This window comes from Paenibacillus sp. UNC496MF (assembly GCF_900113915.1).
GTDB classification, from domain to species: domain Bacteria; phylum Bacillota; class Bacilli; order Paenibacillales; family Paenibacillaceae; genus Paenibacillus_Z; species Paenibacillus_Z artemisiicola.
The window spans coordinates 360,143-379,694 of record NZ_FORE01000009.1; the positions used below are offsets into that span (position 1 = coordinate 360,143).

The window sequence follows — 19,552 nt, forward strand, 5'->3', positions numbered from 1 at the left end:
GCATCGGCGCTTATGGATGATTCGCATAGTAGGCGGTCAAGGTCTCCTCGATCGTTTCTTTGCAGGTCGGGCATAGCGCGACCGGGTACGTCTCGGGGCCCATCGATTCGTCGCGTTCCGGACAGGCCGCGAACCGTCTGAGCGTACGGCATACGGGGCAGTAGGCTTCCGCCGGGAGTTTCTGCACGTCCATCCTCCTCTTTTTGAACTCCTATAAGATGCATATGCGGCAAAATTAGTTCGGTATACGATATAAACAAGCGAAAAATTGAATCGCGCCCGCCCGAAATCGCTTTCGCCCGCTTGAGCCCAGGCGTAGCCGATATTTCGCAAGTCGTTGAACAAGGTCGCGTGCAGCCAGACGAATTCGCATCCGCTCGCCGCCTTCCAGGGGCATAGCCTTGTACCGTCGTTACTTTGTTGTTACTTTCTCGTTACCGATTTGTAACGAACTTCGCGCGCGTCCCGGGTAATATGAGCATGTAAGCAGCAAGTTCCCTTGTCCGGCAACCGCGAAGACGCGAATATCGCCGGCCGATCCAGCATTCGGCGTTCAAGACAACAGGCAGGCAGGCAGGCAACAAACTTACGATCAAGCGGACCCGATCCGCTCACCATGAGGAGGAATAATAATGAAACTCTTGACATCCGCGAAAAAAACGGCGATCGCCGCGGTGGCCGCCGGAACGTTGGCTCTCTCCGCCGTCGGCGCCGCCCCTTCTTACGCGGCAGCCGGTACCGCCGCGCCGGTTGACGCGCATATGAAGGCTTTCGAAACGCTGATGAGCTTCTACAAGCCGGCTCTCCAAGGCCAGTTCCCGAACTTCCACAACTTCACGCTCGGTTCGACCACGCATGAGACGGTCCTCAAGACGATCGGCGAAGCCGAATCCCCGGCTACGGACGCCGACGGCTTCGACGTCTATCACGCGGAGATGGGCCACCCCGGCTACGCCATCAACTACAAGCTCGGTAAAATCCGGGAAATGCGCTACTTCGGGACGAACGTCGAGCGCCAGACGAACCTCGGCGGCATTACCGTCCGCATGCTGGTCCAGCACTGGGGCGCCCCGAACGCGTCGACCTTGATCAAATCGGGCAAGACCGTCCAAAAGAAACTCACGTACGTGCGCGGCAAGTACGAGCTGGAATTCATCTTCAACGGCACGAGCGGCACGGGGCTGGACCACATCAACCTCGTGAACAAGCCGGTCAAGTAACGCCCGCTCCGTCCGCGATCTTCCCATTCGACGAAGCTGTCATTCGATGAAGCTTTCCATCGCACGATAGATAAGCCCGTTTCGCCGTACGGCGAAACGGGCTTTTACTCATGCTATTCCATGCTCCATCTATGCGTTATCGCTTGCTGCCCGTTGGTAATTGGCATAGATTTGCCTGCCCAGCTCTTTGATCTTGTTCGCGACGGCTGGCGGCTCCACGACTTGAACGTCCGGCCCGTAGCTCAATAGCATACCGTACATCCAGGAATTGTCCGGATAGCTGGCTCGGACCAGCAGCGTGCCGTCCTCCTGGCGCTCGACCTTGTCCAGCCCGAAAGCCTCCTCGACCCGAACGCGCAGGCGGGAATCGAATCGCAGCGCAAGCTCCACCATGGGGCCGGACTCCTTGCTGCCCCATCGCGCATCCAGCTCCTCCATGCGAACCCCGCGGCTCGCGAAATGCTCCGTCTGAACGCGCAGGCCGCTTATTCTCGAGAGCCGAAAAGTGCGATAGTCGCTTCGCAGCCTGCAGTACGCGTATAAGTACCACGCGTAGCCCTTCCATGCTAATCCGATCGGCTCCGCTTCCCGCTGCTCGACGATGCCGTCCGTATTGGTATAATCGAACGATGCCACGCACCGATTCTTCGCGGCTTGGCGAAGCGCGCCAAGGATGGACTTATCCTCCAATCCGCCGCCGTGCCGCAGATTCGTATCGAACATCAGCGTCTCGCCGAGTTCTTCCATCCGGTTCCGTTCCGATCTCGCGATCAGGGCCTTGATCTTGGTCACGAGGCCGTCCATTTCCTTGTCGTCCAGCGAGGCTTGCACGCCTCGTAACGCAACCAGTATCGACTGCAGATCTTCGAAGGTCACGATTTGCCGATCGATGCGGAACTGCTCCATAATTTCGTAGCCCCCATCCGTTCCGGTGAAGGAAACGATGGGAATGCCTGCCGTATTGATGGTCTCGACGTCGCGGTAAATCGTCCGCAGGGATACCTCGAACTTATCCGCCAAGGTCTGGGCGTTAACCCGGCGCTGGCTTAATAAGGCCATCGTGATGCCAAGCAGACGCTGTATTTTCAATGAGCCGCGCTCCTTCCGCTGCCGAATGACAGATGTAGAGCTGTCATATCGAAATATGTTGTTCAACGTCCCCGCGTTCTTGACAGACTGTTGTCAGGAACGGACGGTTACAATAAGGACGACACCGAACATCCTCGCGAGGTGACATTGTATCCTGCATACGATGGACTTCCGAAACGAAACGACGGGAGGCTGACGAAATGAGCGCATCGAACGGCACGCGAAACCATCTCTCGGGAGGCGACATCAAAACGAACGCGGTTCTTGATGCCCGCGCCTTGAATCGCGCTTTGCTCGCGCGGCAAATGCTGCTCCGCCGCGAGAAGCTGTCCGTTTTGGAGGCCGTGGAGCGATTGATCGGCCTGCAAGCGCAAGCGCCGAACGCGCCCTACTTCGCGTTGTGGGCCCGGTTGGAGGACTTTCGGCAGGAAGGGCTGTCGCGGCTCCTCCTGGATAAGCAGGCGGTACGCATGGCGCTTATGCGCGCCACCTTGCACTTGGTTTCCGCTTCCGACGCCATGCAGCTCCGGTCGACGCTGCAAAGCGTTATGGAACGGAGCTTAAAAGGCGCCTTCGGCCGGCAGCTTAAAGGCGCGGATCCGAAGCAGCTGGCAGCGTTCGGCCGCAGCCTGGTGGAGGACCGGCCCAGGACGTTCGGCGAATTGGGGCGGCATATGCGCGAACGCTGGCCCGCCCTTCAGGGTGAAGCGCTGGCGGCCGCCGTTCGGAACTTGGTCCCGCTCGTCCAGCTTCCGCCGCGAGGGATATGGGGCGAGAGCGGGCAAGCCGTCCATACCTCGGCCGAACGATGGCTCGGACAATCGCGCAGCGCCGAGCCGGATACGGAGCTGCTGATCCGGCGGTATTTGGCGGCGTTCGGTCCGGCTACGGCGAAAGACGTGCAGGCATGGTCGGGACTGACCGGGCTGGGCAAAGCGATGGAACGGCTGCGCCCCGGACTGGTCGCGTTTCGAAATCCGGCGGGCGAAGAATTATTCGATCTGCCTGACGCTCCGCGGCCCGACTCGGATACGCCTGCCGAGCCGAGATTTCTCGGCGAATTCGACAATACCCTGTTGTCCCATGCGGACCGCGGCCGAATACTCCCTGACGAATACCGCAGCCAAGTCTGCACGGCGAACGGCATCGTCCGCTCAACGATCCTCATCGACGGATATGTCGCCGGGACCTGGAAGTTAACGCGCGAACGAGGGAAAGCCATCCTGTGCATCGATCCCTTCGTCGCCCTTTCCTCTCCCGATTCCGACGCGTTACGGCTTGAAGGAGCCCGTCTGCTTCAATTTGCCGCGGAGGATCATTCGCATGAAGTCATTATTCAGCAAGGGGGAAGCTAGAGATAGGTGTCTGAGCATCATGAACATAGTCGGCATGTTGAATCGATTGAATCGATGATAGGACTCAAATCAACCGACTGAACAACAGCTTCATCCCCTCGATGCCGAGAAAAGCAATCAAGGCGAAATATACGGCGGTCAGCACGAAAAACGCATAGGAGAGCGGGATCATCAAGCCGTCTCGCAGCAAGTAGCCGAGGGATATAAAGAAGACGACATAGGCGGGCAGTGAATTCGAGAACGGGATCGGCAACGGCAGCAGCAGCAAAATACCGGTGACGAGCATGAGCACGGCATGAAGCATGCGCAGCCGTTTCGACTGCAGCAGACGGTCATAACGCGGCCTGGACCAACGCTCCAGCTTCCGGAACAAGGCGATCGCTCCCCGGAACAGCACCCTTACGCCCTTCGGGGGCATTTGAAAAGCATGGACGCGCCTCGGAATCGCGACCTCCCGGCTGACTAAAATGCCAAGGGAGAGCATGGCGATCAGAATGCCGAACGGCGTGCTTACCCCGGGCAGGGCAAGCGGTTGAAGGAACGGCACGGACAAGATCGTAAGCATGAAGAACGGTCCTTGTTCCTTCAGCGCCGCGAGCAGGTCTCCAAGCTTCAGCTGCTTTCCTTCCAGGCTTACGAGCAATTGCTGCAACACATCGGCTATACTGCGATCTTCCATACGCGGCTTCTCAGACAAAACCATGCTCCTCCAAAAAAAGATAATTGTCTCCCGACTGGCGCTTGCGGTATCGCTTCAACCCCATCTTATCATACCAAGCTAACGAACAACCGCCCGGTCTATCGAAGGAAGGCAGCCGATCGCTGGAGACCGGCTGCCTTCCCGTTGGGTTAAACGCTTGCGTGGCGCGAGTACGCCGGACAAAGCACGGTCGACGCTGGCGGAGTCCCTTTTCTTGAAGTTTTTGTTAACCCCGCGCCTTTAACTGTCTTGCCGGCATTAGGTCGCTCGCCGTCTGTAGACGCGCATCGCGAAGAGATAAGCCGCGAGCATGATTCCGACGCACCACGCGAGCGCGATCCAGATCTCATTGCCCGCAGGCTGACCCGACAGCAGCGCGCGGATGGCTTCCACGATTGACGTCACCGGCTGGTTGTCGGCGAAGGCGCGGACGACCTTCGGCATCGAATCGGTCGGCACGAAGGCCGAGCTGACGAACGGCAGGAAGATCAGCGGATACGAAAACGCGCTTGCGCCCTCCACCGTTTTACCGGTCAACCCGGCAATCGCCGCGACCCACGTCAAAGCCAGCGTAAACAGCACGAGGATACCGATTACGGCAAGCCATGGCAGAACCCCTGCCGACGAGCGAAAGCCCATAAGGAGCGCTACGAGAATGATGACCGCCAGCGATATGAGGTTGGATGCCAGCGAGGTCAGCACATGCCCCCACAGCAAAGCGGATCGCGCGATCGGCATGGAGTGGAACCGCTCGATAATGCCCCGCTGCTTATCCATAAACAGGCGGTAAGCCGTATAGGAGATGCCGCTTGCAATCGCGATCAGCAGGATGCCGGGCAGCAGATAATTCACATAGTGATCCGTTCCGGTTTGGATGGCGCCGCCGAATACATAGACGAACAGCAGCATCATCGCGATCGGCGTGATGCAGACCGTGACGATGGTGTCCATGCTGCGGAACACGTGACGCATGGACCGTCCGAGCATAACGCGCATATCGCTGAAAAAGGAATGGTGCATGGCTATTTCGCCTCCCTTTTACCGATGATGGCGAGGAAGATCTCTTCCAATGAAGGTTGTTTTTCCACATACTCCGTCTTCGCGGGCGGAAACCGCTTCTTCAGCTCCTCCAGCGTGCCGTCGGCAATAATGCGGCCTTCATGCAAAATGGCGATCCGATCGGCAAGTTGTTCGGCCTCTTCCAGGTACTGCGTGGTCAGGAAGACCGTCGTGCCTCCGTCGGCAAGCTCCTTGACGATTTGCCAAGCCTCGATGCGCGCCTCGGGGTCAAGTCCCGTGGTCGGCTCGTCGAGGAAGATGACCTGCGGATTGCCGATCAGGCTCATGGCGATGTCGAGCCTGCGGCGCATGCCGCCCGAATAGGCGGACGCCTTGCGGTCGGCGGCGCCGTTCAAGCCGAAGCGATTCAGCAATTCATCCGCCACCCGGCGCGGATGCTCAAGGTGCCGCAGTTTGGCAATCATGACCAAGTTCTCCCGTCCGGTCAGAATCTCGTCCACGGCGGCAAACTGCCCGGTCAGGCTAATCGATTGACGTACGCGGTCGGGCTTTGACGCGACGTCATGGCCGGTTACGCGGGCGGTGCCTCCGTCCTGCTTGAGCAGCGTGGCGAGGATTCTGACAATCGTCGTCTTGCCCGCGCCGTTGGAGCCGAGCAGGGCGAAAATCTCGCCCCGCTTCACTTCAAAATCGACGCCTTTCAGGACTTCGGCGTCCTTGAAAGATTTGCGCAGGCCTTTCACTTCGATGGCCGTTTCCATCCGGCTCCCCCCTTTACTTTGTTTGATCCGTATTCTTGTTCATGGCCTTGCTGCCTTCTTGAACGAGTGATGCTTGATAGAGGTCGGCGTACGTCTTGGAATCCTTGATCAGCTCGTCGCAGAACGCCGCCACGTCGCGGCCCGTCACTTCGAGCACGCCTTTCCCCGAAGCCGCGCCCTCCTCGAAGAGATCGACGATCCCCGAGAGCAAGCCCGTCCCGGCGGTTAGCTCCACGGGGCCGACTTTAAAAAGATATTTTTGCAGCTCGCGATAGACGATCCGGTAATCCTTCGGGAGCGCTTTGACGCGCGCCACGTGCGCGCGCCACTCCTTTTTGCCTTGAATGATAGCTTGAATGCTCATGTTATCCCTCCGATTGGCCTAATTTTTTGGCGATCGTATCGTTGAGCTGATCGCGCCACTTGTCGCGATAGGACTTTGCCCCTTCTTCGCCCGCCAGCGCTGAGCAGAAGCCTCTGATATCGTCGCCCAGTACCTCCCGGACCGTCTGACCGTCCGCGGCCGCTTCCTCGAACAAGCCGAGCACGCCGTCAAGAATCGGCATGAGGTTGCGGCCGGTGAAATCGGAGTGCGGCCAAAGACGGGCGTTGATTTCTCCCCATGCCGCCCGATAATCGGCCGGCAGCTTTTGGATTCGCGCTTCAAAGCCTTTCATTTCCTTCGTCATGTCGCTGCCGGTGATTTTTTCCCAAATGTTCATGATTGCCGCTCCTTTAACTCGCTCATTTTTGAGGATACGAACTCCCATTTCTCCCAGAATCTCCGCAGCTCCTCGCGTCCCGCGTCGTTGATCGCGAAGAACTTCCGCGGCGGTCCCATGTCGGAAGGCTTCTTGGTAATCTCCACCAGCTTGTTCTTCTCAAGCCGGATGAGGATCGTGTACACCGTCCCCTCCACAACGTCCGCGAAGCCGAGGGCGTTCAGCCGCCGCGTGATCTCGTAGCCGTAGGTTTCGTTGCGGCTTATAATTTCAAGGACGCTGCCCTCAAGCACCCCTTTAAGCATTTCCGTCAGGTTTTCCAGCACGATCACCTCTCGCTATTCTGTACGACTGGTATCAAGTAACACTTACTACTACTATAAAGTAACACGTAGTAGCCGAGGTGTCAATACGCGCGCGCCAAAATTTTCCTTGCCATCTCCCTTCTCTTGTTTCCGGGCAAACAAAAAAAGCCCCATTGCCGGGGCTTTTTCGCGTTATGAGCGGTCCTCGTCGTCATGCTCGTCCTGCTCGTGCTGTTGGCCATGATCGCCGCCGTGGTCGTTGTCCTCGCCTTGATCATGCTTGTCTTCGCCGTGTTTTTGGCCGTTATCATGGTCGTCGTCCCGATCGCCGCGGACCCGCTGCTTTTGCTGCTGCTTCTTTGCTTGCTGCTCTTTATGCGCTTTTTGCCAAGCTTGCTGCAGCGCTTTTTTCCGTGCGATCAGCGCTTTTTTCTGCGCTTGTGTCGTCGGCTGGTTATTCGCTGCAAGCCGGTCCTTCCCGCTAGGATGAACCGTTGCCTGCAGGGCTTGAACGTTCGCCGCGTCATCGTCATCGTCGTCTTTTTCTGCCTTGAATTTCAATTCATCCGGGCGATCCTTCAATTTGATATCGAATTTCACCTCGACGCCGGCCGGCTCGACGGCGAAGCGCTTCACCAACGCATCCGCGATTTGCTGCCGATCCATGTCTGCCTGGAGCTTGAGGGCCGCGAGAAGCTGCCGGATGAATGCGGTCGCTTCGCTGCCCGTCAGGTATTGCTTCCGATCGCCACGCTTCAGTTCTACCTTGGATTCGGACTTCGGTTCTTCCTTTTCGAGCTCGATCTTGATTTTCGCGTTATTGCCAGCGATTTTAATGTCCAAGGCTTTCAGCTGTTCCAGCTGAATCGGCGCTTCACCGGCGCGCGTCTGAGCCGGCGCGGGCGTAACCGCCGCCGCATCGGACTCGGACGGGACGACGTACGTACCGCTTGCCGCCGGTCTATCCTCCGCCAAGGCGGACGAATCATGATCCGCGTAAGCCACGAAGCCGTAGGAAAGCATCAGGGCGCATAGCGCACCGATCAACATATAAGATATTTTCTTCTTCAAAATGTGCCTCCTCCATTAACATGCATGTTTTCGTACTTGGCAGCCAATACAGGTGTTCGTTGCATAGGGTTGTTTTTAAGTCCGTAGGGTTCAAACGTCCGATCATCATTCGCCTGGCGCTTTATCCCGCAACGCAAAAAAGCCGCATTACATGCGGCTCTTAACGGGGGGTAGTGTTGTTCCTCACCCGGCGGCCCCTGCCTGCACCCCCGTTTGATCAAGGCCCCGCGATGATAAAGACAAACACGTCATGAGAGGTTGGGAACTCGGGGATTTCCAGGGTCGCTTCGCTCGACAGGCCCATCGGACTGACCTCGATGCTGGCAGCCGTTCCGATTTTCAAGCCGGGCCGATATCTGGAGGTGTCTCCTCCCAACGTTTCGATGACATCCCCCTTCTTGATCAAGGCATCGGGAGGAATTTTTTTTATCGCTAAGCGCTCCGCGTTCGCATCGTATTCGGCGATGCCGAAGGTGGACGCTTTGTTTTCGGCGCGAATCGCGATGCCCTTATTGGTCATGTACGACTCCGTATTCAGGAGTCCGACCGTCGCGGAATGCTTCTCGACCGCGGTCACCATCCCCACGAAATATTGGTCGAGCGAAAGCACGGCATCGTTCTGCTTCACGCCGTCCAGACTCCCTAAGTCGAGCTGGATCGTGTCCGCGGCGGCGTCGGCAATTCTGGCTACTTTGTAGGCGTAGGTCGCCGGCAATTGTTTCTTCGCCGCTTTGGCTTTGTTCAACTCGGCGATGTCGGTCTCCGTTTGCCACATCCTGATCGCCCGAATACCGGCCAGATTCGCGATTTTCTTCAACTGCTTGTTTTCCTGGTAAGTCGCATACAACGCCGACAGCCCTTGATGCGTGTTCGTCACGTAAGACATCAACTCCGCGCGATACGCAACTCCGACAAGCGCTGCGCCGACAACGCCGATCATGCTCGACATTACCAATCTTCTGAGTCTGACGTTTCGAGATCTCATGAAGGTTCCTGCCCCGCTTACCCCTAGTTTAGATACGGCCTTTCAGTGAAAAGACGATTCTGGGCGCGGCAAAGTTACAGGCCTGCGGCTCGGACGGCGCCAGCCATTCGCGTACCGCGACGTCGGGCCGGTAGCCGTGAATGCAATGGATGCTATTCGGAACGATGAGTCGTTTGCCGGATCGGGACCAGGATGGGAGCGCCGCTCGACTATCCTCCCTGTGTTTATCCTGGAGTGAAAAAAAGAACCGTCTCCTCGCGCTTGGCGAAGGATTCGGTTCTTCCTAAGTTGCGCTTCGAGTTGCGCTTCAGGTCAAGCAGCGCGCTAGATCGCAAACCCTTCTTGATTGCCGCTTCCCGGATGTCTGCCCAGCACGCGATTCAATAAGCCGCTCTCGTAGTGGATAAAGCCGCCGTCCTTCTCGCGCGGCCGCGCAAGCGCGATGGCGATGTCCTGCGAGATCGCGCCGTTCTCCACCAGCACGACGCGGTCGGCCAGCGCCACGGCTTCGCTCACGTCGTGGGTCACGAGCACGGCGGTGAACCGCCGCTCCAGCCACAATCGCTCGATGAGCCGCTGCATCTCGATGCGGGTCAGCGCGTCGAGCGCGCCGAGCGGCTCGTCGAACAGCAGCAAGCTCGGATCGCTGACGAGCGCCCGCGCCAGCGCGACCCGCTGCCGCTGCCCGCCCGACAGCACGGACGGCCACTCCTTCGCCCGGTCGGCCAGGCCGACAAGCGCCAGCGCCTCCAGCGCCCGGTCGCGGTCGCCGCCCTCCGCGCCGATTCGGACGTTGTCGAGCACCGTTTTCCACGGGAGCAGCCGGGCGTCCTGGAACATCACCCGCACGTCGGACCGCAATCCGGCCGCCTCCGTCCCGCCGATGGATACCGTGCCCTTCGACGCCTGCTCCAAGCCGGCCAGCAAGCGAAGCAGCGTGCTTTTGCCGCAGCCGCTTCGTCCGACGACCGCCAAAAACTGCCCCGCCGGAACCGTCAGCTCCAGCTCCCGCAGCACGGTCAGATCGCCGAACCGGACGACCGCGTCCCGTACGTCGACCGTCAACCCCCGGGCCGGAGCTTCGTTCGCGAATGCCGTTTGCGGCGCCTGGGTTATTTCCCTTGCCGATAGTGCGGATGCCATTTCAGCCAACTCCTCTCCATGAGCTTCGCCACCCAATCCGACAGCTTGCCGAGCAGCGCGTAGATGACGATGCTAAGCACGACGACGTCCATTTGGAAGAACTCCCGCGCGTTCATCGCCATATACCCGATGCCGCTGTTGGCCGAGATCGTCTCCGAGACGATCAGCGTGATCCACATGATGCCGAGCGCAAACCGAAGACCGACCAGAATCGACGGCAGCGCGCCGGGGAAAATAATCGTCCGGAAGAGGGCAAATCCCCGCAAGCCGTACGTGCGGCCCATCTCGATCAAGCCCGTGTCGACGGACCGGATGCCGTGCAGCGCGTTCAAGTAGATCGGAAACGCGACGCCGAGCGCGACGAGAAAGATTTTGCCCTGCTCGCCGATGCCGAACCACGCGATGATCAGCGGAATCAGCGACAAATGCGGAATCGTGCGAATCATTTGGATCGACGAGTCGGTCAGCTTCTCCGCGAGCGGCAGCAAGCCGTTCAGGATCGCCAGCGCGAAGCCGATGCCGCCGCCGATCGCGAAGCCGATGAGCGCCCGCTCCGTGCTGTCGCCGATATAGCGGAACAGATCGCCGTTCCGTATCAGCTTGACGCCGGCTTCCACGACGGACGCGGGCGTGGGCAGGATCCGCTCCGAGATCCACCCCATGCTGCCGAACCATTGCCAGAGCGCGACGATCAGGATCGGGATCAGCCATTCAAGTCCGATCGATAACGTGCCGGTTTTCCAGTTACGCGCGAATGGACGCTTCATTCTTGCTTCCTCCTATCGGGCGGCCGCCCGCTCCGCGGGCTTGATCGCATTGGCGATGAGCTCGCCGAACGGGCTCGTCGAGGACGGGCCGCCCGTCGGCCGCACGCCGTTCAGCGGAAGCAGCGGGAAGACGAGATCGGCGAATTGATACGCTTCTTCCAAGTGCGGATAGCCGGATAAAATAAACGTGTCGATCCCGAGGGCCGCATACTCCTTCATCAGGCCGGCCACCTCCTCGGGATTGCCGACGAGGGCCGTGCCGGCGCCGCCCCGGACGAGGCCGACGCCCGCCCACAGGTTCGGATAGATTTCGAGCTGGCTCCGGTCGCCGCCGTTCAGGTTCGACATCCGCTTCTGCCCTTCCGAATCGTAGCGCGCGAATACCTTCCGGGCCGCCGCGATCGCGGCGTCGTCGACCTTGCTGATCAGGCGGTCCGCTTCCCGCCATGCCGCTTCGGACGTCTCGCGGACGATGACGTGCAGCCGGATGCCGAACCGAACCGTCCTGCCCCGATCGGCCGCCATGCGGCGTACGCGGTCGATCTTCTTCGCGACCTCTTGTGGCGGTTCGCCCCAAGTCAGATAGACGTCGATATGGTCCGCCGCCACCTCTTGGCCGGCCGGAGACGATCCCCCGAAATAGAGCGGCGGGTACGGCTTCTGCACCGGCGGGTAGAGCACTTTGCCGTCCTTCACCTTCAGGTGCTTGCCTTCGTAATCGACGTGCTCGCCGCTCAGCTCCCGGCGCCAAATATCGAGGAACTCGCTCGTCAGCTCGTAACGCTCGTCATGCGCGAGGAATACGCCCTCGCTCTCGAGCTCGACCGGGTCTCCGCCGGTGACGACGTTAACGAGCAGCCGCCCGTTCGAGAGGCGGTCGAACGTCGCCGCCATTCTCGCGGACAGCGTCGGCGACATCAGTCCCGGGCGCAGCGCGACCAGAAACTTCAGCCTCTCCGTCACGGGGATGAGCGAAGAAGCCGCGACCCACGCATCCTCGCATGAGGTTCCCGTCGGCAGCAGCACGCCGCCATAGCCGAGGCGGTCGGCCGCCTGCGCGATTTGCTGCATATAGGTGGCATCGACGACGCGCGCGCCTTCGGCGCTGCCCAGATAACGTCCGTCGCCATGCGTCGGTATAAACCAAAATACTTCCATTGTCATACACCCTTCCGTTGTCGGATATTATGGCCCTGCGAATCGATGCCGAATAACACGCGAGACCCGTTTTATTTTAACGTCGCGTCCTTCACCTGAATGGCGTCCGGAATGAGCTTCAGGCTCAAGAACGTATCGGCGATCTTCTGTTGGGCGTCGAGGATGGAATCGTCGATCGGCAGCAGCCCGTAGCCTCTGCGATTGGCCGCCAGCTCCAGCGACGGCACGTCGATGCCGAGCTGCGGGGACAGCAGCGCCGCGACATCCTTTTGATTCGCCTCGGCCCATTTGTCGATTTTGTCCAGCTCTTCCTTGAAGATATCGATGACCGGCCCGTTCGCTTCGGCGAACTTGCGGGACGCGAGATAGAACTCCACGTTCGACACGAGATCCTTGCCGTCGGTCAGCAGCTTGCCGTCCGTCGCGGTTTGCGCCGCCGCCAGGAACGGATCCCAGATCACCCACGCGTCCACGGTGCCGTTCTCGAAGGCGACCCTGGCATCGCCCGGAGGCAGGAACACCGTCGTGATGTCGTTGTAGTCGACGCCCGCTTTCTCAAGCGCTTTGACGAGCAAATAGTGGACGTTGGAGCCTTTGTTGAGCGCGATCTTCTTGCCTTTCAGATCGGCAAGCGAGGCAATCTTCGAATCTTTCGGCACGAGGATGCCTTCGCTGTTGGGACTTGCCGGCTCATGCGCCAGGTAGACAAGCGGCGCTTTGGCCGCCTGCGCGAAAATCGGCGGGGCTTCGCCGGTATGGCCGATGTCGATGCTGCCGACGTTCAATGCCTCCAGCAGCTGCGGTCCTCCGGGAAACTCGGTCCACGTCACGTTGTAGCCTTCCGCTTCCAAACGTTTATCCAGCGTGCCTTTGGCTTTCAGAATGTTAACGGTGCCGTACTTCTGGTAGCCGATGCGGATTTCTTTGCCGCCGGCGTCCCCCGAGGTTGGCTTGGAATTCGCGTCCGCGGCCGCGTTCTCCGATGGACCGGCATCCGCTGCTTGATTCGCGTTGTTCGCGCCGCAGCCGGCCAATACAAAGGTCATGCTAAGCAAAGCGATGAGGAACACGGATAAGTTGCGGTAAGCAGGCAATCGTTTCTTCATGATAACCACCCCGATCGAGTAATTCGGACAACGCAAAAACCGGAAGTTTCCCTGTGCAAAGCTCCTTCGTAGGAGAATGAGCAAGAGGAAACTTCCGGCGGTCCGGTAAGTTCATGGAATCTGATGGATTTATCATAAATTGATTATTCCTATAAGTCAACTATGAATTAAAACATTCTCGCGTCCCTCGGCTTCCTGTCGCCATCGAACCTGATCACCGCCATCGTTTTCATTCAAATCGTCCACTCATTTTCCGATTTTATCCGGATCGCTTCTTGTAAAAGACTTTGGAGGACGGCGGCAAACACGGCGATGACCAGGGAGGCGAAAATAATGACCGATCCGAAGGGCATGAAACTCGGAGGGTCGACCTTCTTCGCCAAAAGATAGTATAGCGGCATGCCTAACAGGTACACCGTGCCGGTCGCGAGGGCACAATATTTGATCTTCATGAGCGCCTTTACGGATAAGTCCGAGAACGCTTGGTTCCGATCGATATAGCCCAATAGTTTAAACGCTTGATACAAAGCAACGTAAAAAGGGATCGCCGCCGCGTACATATCGATGACGACGAGAGGTTTCAAATAAGTCATGGCCGGATAGGATTCTCTTGCAAAGTCCCCGATCTTCGGCACCAAAAATACGCACAACGCCAGAACCGGAAGGCCAATGACAAGATCGGCCACCTTCAAAAAGAGCGTTGTTCCCCGTTTCATAACGAGCACCTCGCTAATCGATGATAACGTGACTTTATCACAGATTTTATTGTTTTACAATAAATCGATATCGTTTTTTATGATGTTTTACGCTCCTTACCGGAACACAAAAACGGCAGCCGCGATATTGGCTGCCGTTTCCATGTTTTGAACAAGCCTGTAGCAAGGTCTCTGATCCGGGTACGTTCGCCCATCGTCCCCCGCTACGTTACTGCCTGCAGCAGCGCTCCCGCGAGGCGGCGAAGCGACGTTAACGTATCCGCGTCCGTCACGCTGCCGTCAGCCCCCAGCTTCCTGCTCGCGAACGGCACGGCGAGAATCGCGTCGTCCGGAATCGTCGCGCTCATCATCTTAAGCGTCTGCATTAACGAGGCTAGCGCCGTCGCGCCGCCTTCGGGATGCGGCGATACGCTGATAACCGCCGTCGGCATAGCCATAAACTCACCCGAGGAGACGACCCAATCGAGCGCGTTTTTGAGCGAGCCCGGCACGCCGCGCGCGTATTCCGGCGTACAAATGACGACCGCGTCCGCCGAACGCAACGTTTGCCGCCATTCCGCCACCGCTTCGGGGGGTTCGGCATCGTCCAGGTCCAGGTCGGGATTGAACGGCGGCAAGCTCGCCAACCCCTCGTACGACCGAAACGCGGCACCCGCAGGCAGCATCCCCTCCATGGACGCGAGAATCCGTGAATTCGCCGAAAGCTTGCGAAGACTTCCGGATATTCCTAACACGACCAGAGGCCGCTGATTCATATCGTTCACCACCTCTTCCATGTGATCTCGCAAGTATATCCCCTGACGCCAATGTCAGGGTCAATAGGGCCGTATCGGCAACGGGACGCATCTCAGCGAGTCAGGCCTTCGCTTATCGTCCTTCCCTACGGCATGCCTTTCGGCCGATCACGCTTCGCTCGGATACCGGAGTCCCCATGGCTCCCGGACCCGGTCCAGCGTCTCCATGATGCGCACCGTCTCGTCGACGGTCAAGACTTCGCTCTCCTTGCGGCCCGCGCGCAGACACTCCATCGCTTCGATCGCCTGGTAGAAATGGCCGGACGGCTCGAGCTCTTGCTTGAAGGCTGCCGGCTCCTCCCCGTTCACGTACAGCGTCGCGGCCTTGGCGAACAAGAAGCCCGGCACTTCGATCCGCCCCTTCGTGCCGTAGATGACGGCCTCGTTGGTCATGAATAGACGGATCGAGCCATGCAGGGAGGCGGTGCGGCCGCCGTCGTATTCGAACAACAGCGAGAATTGCTCGTCCACGCCCGTCTCGCCGATCACAACGGAGCTCGCGATCTTGGAAGGCTGCTCCCCGCCGTAGAGCATCGACGCGAACGATACCGGGTAGATACCGGCGTCAAGCAGCGTGCCGCCGCCCTTTTCCTTGTTCAGCAGCCGGCCTTCGGGATGCCAGCCCGCATCGAAGCCGAATTCGGCCTTCACGATGCGCACCTCGCCGATCGCGCCGCTGTCCAGCCATTCCCGCACCTTGACGATCGCGGGCAAGTACCGCGTCCACATCGCTTCCATTAGGAACAGGCCCTTCTCGCGGGCCAGGTCCGCGATCTCCCGCGCTTCGGCCGCGTTGATCGTGAAGGGCTTCTCGCAGAGCACGGACTTGCCGCCGCGCAAGAGCGTCAGCGCGTTCTCCTTGTGGATCGGATGCAGCGTGCCGACGTAGACGATCTCGACGTCCGGATCGGCCGCGAGCTCCTCGCAGCTGCCGTAAGCGCGCGGAATGCCGAATTTCTCGGCGAACGCCCGCGCCTTGTCGAGCGAGCGTCCCGCGACGGCGACGAGCTCCGCGCCCGGCGCGTGCGGCAGCTCCGTCGCAAAGTTGTCCGAGATGCCTCCCGGTCCCATAATGCCCCATTTCACCATGCGTTGTTCCGCCATGTTCAAGTCTCCTTTACCTCTCGGATAACTCTACCTTAACCCATCCGGAGGCGCTTGCAAAGACGGCTTGGCCGATATGGCCGGAAATCTTGCCCGTTAGCGCCGTGCAGGCTGGTCCGGCGGAAGCCCCGACAACGACGGCCCTAACCACCCCTATGCGTTCGTTTCCTCTTTCTCTGAGACGAAGCGAAACCAAACGCTCCGTCCAGGGGACGGAGCTCGTTTATCGTTCGCGAATTACGGCCGCGTCTCCGCCTCATAACCCAACCAATCGAAATACGCCGGCGTTACCGAGCGCTTGCCGCTGCCCGTCGCATACATGGCGATGAACACGCCCGTGAAACCGCCCGCTACTTCCGTGGCCAGCATGCTGCATTCCCCTTGACCGAACCGGACGGGAGCTCTGTCCTCGTTTTCGGCGAAGCCGAAGCGATACAGGCTGGTATCGGCATGGACGCTCAATACGATCGAATCGGTCGACCATGGCATCTCGTTCTCCACCTTCCACAGCGTGCCGAGCCTTCTGCGGAAGAGGAGCTTGCGCGCTCCCGCATGCCGCGCGACCGCGATTTCGTAGTGGAAGCGCTCGTTCATATACACGACGAGTCCCGCTTCTTCGCCGTCCCGCTCGGGCGCAAAGGTTAAGCGCGCGCTTGCCCGAAACGAAAAATGCTGCTGTCTGCGCCCGACGAAGGCCGCGACGCCCGTGTCGTTCAACGTCGCCTCCGAGCCGAAGAGCGTTAGGCATCCCGGCTTCGCGGTAAGCGACCAATTCCTTGGATCCGGCGAACGCAGGAAATTCCAACAAGGGGCAAGCGTCGCCCGATCGAAGCCTTCCCTTGTCGCCCCCTCGGTCTTCGGCCGCAACGGGAGATTGCCCGCCGGCATCGTCTCTCCGATCGTTCCGTCGTCGCCGATGATGGGCCATCCCTCTTCCGTCCACGTCACGGGTGCCAAGAACGTCTCCCGGCCCAGATGATGGCGAGCGGGATAACCCGCGGGGCGGATACCCAGGAACACGGCCCACCAGCTGCCATCCGGCCCTTGAACGAGGTCGGCGTGGCCCGTGGCGTGAATCGGCTTCAAGCGGCTGCGATGGGTCAGGATCGGATTATGCGGACAAGCGACGAAGGGACCGTCCGGTCTCGCGCTTCTCGCAACGGTCACCATGTGCCCGTACTCCGTGCCGCCTTCCGAGAGCATGAGATAATACCATTCGCCGATGCGATAGAGATGCGGGGCCTCCGGATATTGACCGCCGGTTCCCCGCCAGAGCAAGCTGACCTCGGATAAGCGCTTCCCCGTCCGAATATCGATTCGGCTCTGGTACGCGCCTTGCCCCTTCGCGTCATGGGACGTCGTATAGTACACGGAGCCGTCCTCGTCGAAGAACAAGTCGGGATCGATGCCGGGCTGATCCACGAAGATCGGATCCGACCACTCGCCTCTCGGGTCATCCGCGTAGACGTAGAAATTCCCCCCGCCGGACACGTTGGTCGTGGTCATGTAGAACAAGCCGTTCCGATACCGGATCGTCGGCGCATAGATGCCGCCGGAGCTTCCGGCCCGGCTTAAATCCAGCTGTCCCTCCCGCGTCAAGACATGTCCGATCTGCTCCCAGTGCACCAGATCCTTGCTGTGGAATAAGGGCACGCCCGGAAAATATTCAAACGAGCTGGTCACCAGATAATAGTCTTCGCCGACGCGGCAAACGCTGGGATCCGGGTGGAATCCGCTGATAACGGGATTGTGATAATGCATGCGATTGATCGCTCTCCTCCTCGATTTAGTCCTGACTTAAGCGCTGCTATCCGGTTCTTCTCGTGACGGCTTATTCGTTCCAGAGCTTCACGACATTTTGGACGTACGCCGTAAAGCCCTTCTCCATCTTCTCCACGCCCGCATCCAGCAGGGCTTGCTGATACTTGTCCCACAGCCGGTCGAAGTCTTCCGGCTTCGCCATGACGGCCTGCGGGATTTGCTTCCACGTGATGTCCTTCATTTTATTGCCGAAAATGGTGACTTCGTCGTCGCCCGGTACGGCGATGTTCCAGGCCGCGCCCCATGCTTTCACCGGGAACTCGTCCTCTTGCGGGAACAGGTCCTTCCACGTCGTGGCGTGATACGCCTTCAGCGTTTCCTTATCGGCGCTCGTATAGGTGCTGACGATTTGTTCGGGGAAATTCTTCGTGTAATAGTTGCCCGTCGCATCCAGCACGCCGTCCCCGTAGTGCGCGCCGAGGTTGGAATAGAAGCCGATGCCGGATTCCTGGCTGAACGCCGTATTATCGTTTATAATGCGGCTCTGAACCTCCTCGGGCACGACGCGCTTACCGTCCTGAACCGTATAATGCTTGCCTTCGATGCCCCAGTTGTTGAGAATCTGGCCTTGCTCCGATGCCAGGTAATCCAGGAACTTGATGGCCCTGACCGGGTCCTTGCAAGCCGTCGTAATCCCGACGCCCCAGCCGGCCATGAAGCCCGTCGACTGAAAGCGGTTGTCCTTGTAGGCATCCGACAGCATGACCGAATAATGCCCGTAGGTTTGGTCCAGCTTGTTGGCCGTCTTCAGCGATTTTTCCCCGTCCGCATACCCCCAGTCGGCGTCGATCAGGCCGACGACCCGCCCGGATGCGATCTTGGCCACGTACTGGTCATTCTTCTGCACGAAGCTCTCTTTATCCAGCAAACCGACGTTGTACATATGGTTCAGCCATTTAAAGTACGCCTTCTCGCCTTCCGTGCGATAATGGTAGGTCGCTTCATACGTCTTCGGATCGATCACGTATTCGCCGTCGCCCGACTTGCCGGTCGTTTCCGCCGCCGGGTTCGTGACGGATATAAACATATGCCAGTCGTCCGCGTTGAGCGTGAGTCCGATATTCTGATTGCCGTTCTCGTCCGTCGGATGCTTGTCCAAGTAGGATTGAATCACGCGCTCGTAATCCTGCAGCGTTTTGACCGGAGGATAGCCCGCTTCCTTCACCGCGCGATGCTGCAGCTCGAATCCGCCGCCCGCCACGAGCGTCTTGCCGTCGACGGCCGAATACGTCGGGATGACATAGATCGCGTGATCGTCGTTGCTGTAGCGCAAGCGGTTCAACTGGTCGCCGAACAGCTTCTTCAAATTCGGGGCGTATTGCTCGATCAGATCCGTAAGATCGAGCATCGCGCCCGCGTCGACCAATTTGTTCAGATCCCCTTTCGGGCTGATCAGATCGGGATAATCGCCGCCGGTGGCGATAAGCGCGACTTTCTGGGACGGATCGCCGACCGCGAATTCGGCGTCCAGCGTAACGCCCGTTTGCTTCGTGATGGCTTTCCCTACGTCGTCCTGCATGTCCCGCCAGTTCGGGTTCGCGTCTTCGCTGAAGAACGAGAAGGTAATCGGAGACGTATCGCTTCCCTGCTCCTTCCCCGCGTTAACGCTTGCATGGCCGCCGTCGTTCCCTCCGCACCCGGCCAGCACGCCTGCCGCGAGCGCGATTACCAAGCCTGCCTTCGGCAGATTCCAATCTTTTCTCATGCGTATAACC

The 19,552-nt window shown here is 59.2% G+C and carries 21 protein-coding genes; 2 read left to right on the top strand and 19 right to left on the bottom strand.

The window, feature by feature from the left end:
- Positions 1 to 10 precede the first annotated feature (10 nt).
- Positions 11 to 187, bottom strand: coding sequence for a hypothetical protein (locus tag BMZ79_RS34310; RefSeq protein ID WP_177222184.1), 177 nt, complete (start codon positions 185 to 187; stop codon positions 11 to 13).
- Between the two features lie 445 nt (positions 188 to 632).
- Between BMZ79_RS34310 and BMZ79_RS17505 the strand changes: the two genes are divergently transcribed.
- On the top strand, positions 633 to 1,220 hold the full coding sequence (locus BMZ79_RS17505) for a YjgB family protein (RefSeq protein ID WP_090642041.1): 588 nt from the start codon (positions 633 to 635) through the stop codon (positions 1,218 to 1,220).
- A gap of 129 nt (positions 1,221 to 1,349) precedes the next feature.
- Here BMZ79_RS17505 and BMZ79_RS17510 read toward each other — a convergent pair whose 3' ends face one another.
- On the bottom strand, positions 1,350 to 2,309 hold the full coding sequence (locus tag BMZ79_RS17510) for a helix-turn-helix transcriptional regulator (protein ID WP_090642042.1): 960 nt from the start codon (positions 2,307 to 2,309) through the stop codon (positions 1,350 to 1,352).
- Positions 2,310 to 2,509: 200 nt separating this feature from the next.
- Here BMZ79_RS17510 and BMZ79_RS17515 point away from each other — a divergent pair, with 200 nt between their 5' ends.
- Positions 2,510 to 3,664: a winged helix DNA-binding domain-containing protein gene (locus tag BMZ79_RS17515; protein WP_090642043.1), complete on the top strand. Its 1,155-nt coding sequence runs from the start codon at positions 2,510 to 2,512 to the stop codon at positions 3,662 to 3,664.
- Positions 3,665 to 3,728: 64 nt separating this feature from the next.
- On the opposite strand, the gene BMZ79_RS17520 is transcribed toward BMZ79_RS17515, so the two are convergent.
- The 17 genes from BMZ79_RS17520 to BMZ79_RS17600 all read right to left on the bottom strand — a co-directional run bounded on the left by BMZ79_RS17520 (position 3,729) and on the right by BMZ79_RS17600 (position 19,542).
- Positions 3,729 to 4,319 (bottom strand): exopolysaccharide biosynthesis protein, encoded by a 591-nt coding sequence (locus tag BMZ79_RS17520; protein WP_177222185.1) that lies wholly within the window; start codon positions 4,317 to 4,319, stop codon positions 3,729 to 3,731.
- Positions 4,320 to 4,622: 303 nt separating this feature from the next.
- On the bottom strand, positions 4,623 to 5,384 hold the full coding sequence (locus BMZ79_RS17525) for an ABC transporter permease (RefSeq protein ID WP_090642047.1): 762 nt from the start codon (positions 5,382 to 5,384) through the stop codon (positions 4,623 to 4,625).
- A gap of 2 nt (positions 5,385 to 5,386) precedes the next feature.
- On the bottom strand, positions 5,387 to 6,145 hold the full coding sequence (locus tag BMZ79_RS17530) for an ABC transporter ATP-binding protein (RefSeq protein WP_090642048.1): 759 nt from the start codon (positions 6,143 to 6,145) through the stop codon (positions 5,387 to 5,389).
- A gap of 13 nt (positions 6,146 to 6,158) precedes the next feature.
- Positions 6,159 to 6,509 carry a DUF1048 domain-containing protein gene (locus BMZ79_RS17535; RefSeq protein WP_090642050.1) on the bottom strand — a complete coding sequence of 117 codons (351 nt, stop codon included), beginning with the start codon at positions 6,507 to 6,509 and terminating at the stop codon, positions 6,159 to 6,161.
- A 1-nt stretch (position 6,510) separates the two neighbouring features.
- Positions 6,511 to 6,867 carry a DUF1048 domain-containing protein gene (locus BMZ79_RS17540; RefSeq protein ID WP_090642051.1) on the bottom strand — a complete coding sequence of 119 codons (357 nt, stop codon included), beginning with the start codon at positions 6,865 to 6,867 and terminating at the stop codon, positions 6,511 to 6,513.
- Positions 6,864 to 7,172 (bottom strand): PadR family transcriptional regulator, encoded by a 309-nt coding sequence (locus tag BMZ79_RS17545; protein ID WP_305728349.1) that lies wholly within the window; start codon positions 7,170 to 7,172, stop codon positions 6,864 to 6,866. Before BMZ79_RS17545 ends, BMZ79_RS17540 begins: the two co-directional genes overlap by 4 nt.
- 192 nt (positions 7,173 to 7,364) lie before the next feature.
- Positions 7,365 to 8,243 (bottom strand): YusW family protein, encoded by an 879-nt coding sequence (locus BMZ79_RS17550; protein ID WP_090642053.1) that lies wholly within the window; start codon positions 8,241 to 8,243, stop codon positions 7,365 to 7,367.
- Between the two features lie 217 nt (positions 8,244 to 8,460).
- Complete coding sequence (mreC, locus tag BMZ79_RS17555; protein WP_177222186.1) at positions 8,461 to 9,192, bottom strand: rod shape-determining protein MreC; 732 nt, start codon at positions 9,190 to 9,192, stop codon at positions 8,461 to 8,463.
- Positions 9,193 to 9,552: 360 nt separating this feature from the next.
- Positions 9,553 to 10,371 carry an ATP-binding cassette domain-containing protein gene (locus BMZ79_RS17560; RefSeq protein ID WP_090642056.1) on the bottom strand — a complete coding sequence of 273 codons (819 nt, stop codon included), beginning with the start codon at positions 10,369 to 10,371 and terminating at the stop codon, positions 9,553 to 9,555.
- Positions 10,341 to 11,138: an ABC transporter permease subunit gene (locus BMZ79_RS17565; RefSeq protein WP_090642057.1), complete on the bottom strand. Its 798-nt coding sequence runs from the start codon at positions 11,136 to 11,138 to the stop codon at positions 10,341 to 10,343. Before BMZ79_RS17565 ends, BMZ79_RS17560 begins: the two co-directional genes overlap by 31 nt.
- Positions 11,139 to 11,150: 12 nt before the next feature.
- Entirely contained in the window at positions 11,151 to 12,296 is a 1,146-nt protein-coding gene (gene ssuD, locus BMZ79_RS17570; protein ID WP_090642059.1) for an FMNH2-dependent alkanesulfonate monooxygenase, read from the bottom strand.
- Positions 12,297 to 12,367: 71 nt separating this feature from the next.
- Positions 12,368 to 13,402, bottom strand: a complete 1,035-nt coding sequence (locus tag BMZ79_RS17575; protein WP_090642183.1) for a sulfonate ABC transporter substrate-binding protein — start codon at positions 13,400 to 13,402, stop codon at positions 12,368 to 12,370.
- Between the two features lie 233 nt (positions 13,403 to 13,635).
- Entirely contained in the window at positions 13,636 to 14,118 is a 483-nt protein-coding gene (locus tag BMZ79_RS17580; RefSeq protein ID WP_090642060.1) for a DUF2975 domain-containing protein, read from the bottom strand.
- A gap of 203 nt (positions 14,119 to 14,321) precedes the next feature.
- Complete coding sequence (locus BMZ79_RS17585) at positions 14,322 to 14,894, bottom strand: NADPH-dependent FMN reductase (RefSeq protein ID WP_256252805.1); 573 nt, start codon at positions 14,892 to 14,894, stop codon at positions 14,322 to 14,324.
- A gap of 126 nt (positions 14,895 to 15,020) precedes the next feature.
- The gene (locus BMZ79_RS17590; protein ID WP_090642062.1) at positions 15,021 to 16,016 is read right to left on the bottom strand and encodes a Gfo/Idh/MocA family protein; all 996 of its coding nucleotides are present in this window, start codon (positions 16,014 to 16,016) and stop codon (positions 15,021 to 15,023) included.
- Positions 16,017 to 16,253: 237 nt separating this feature from the next.
- On the bottom strand, positions 16,254 to 17,777 hold the full coding sequence (locus BMZ79_RS17595) for a glycoside hydrolase family 43 protein (protein ID WP_090642063.1): 1,524 nt from the start codon (positions 17,775 to 17,777) through the stop codon (positions 16,254 to 16,256).
- Positions 17,778 to 17,847: 70 nt separating this feature from the next.
- A complete protein-coding gene (locus tag BMZ79_RS17600; RefSeq protein WP_090642065.1) occupies positions 17,848 to 19,542 on the bottom strand; it encodes an ABC transporter substrate-binding protein in 1,695 nt (564 codons plus the stop codon).
- Positions 19,543 to 19,552: the final 10 nt, after the last annotated feature.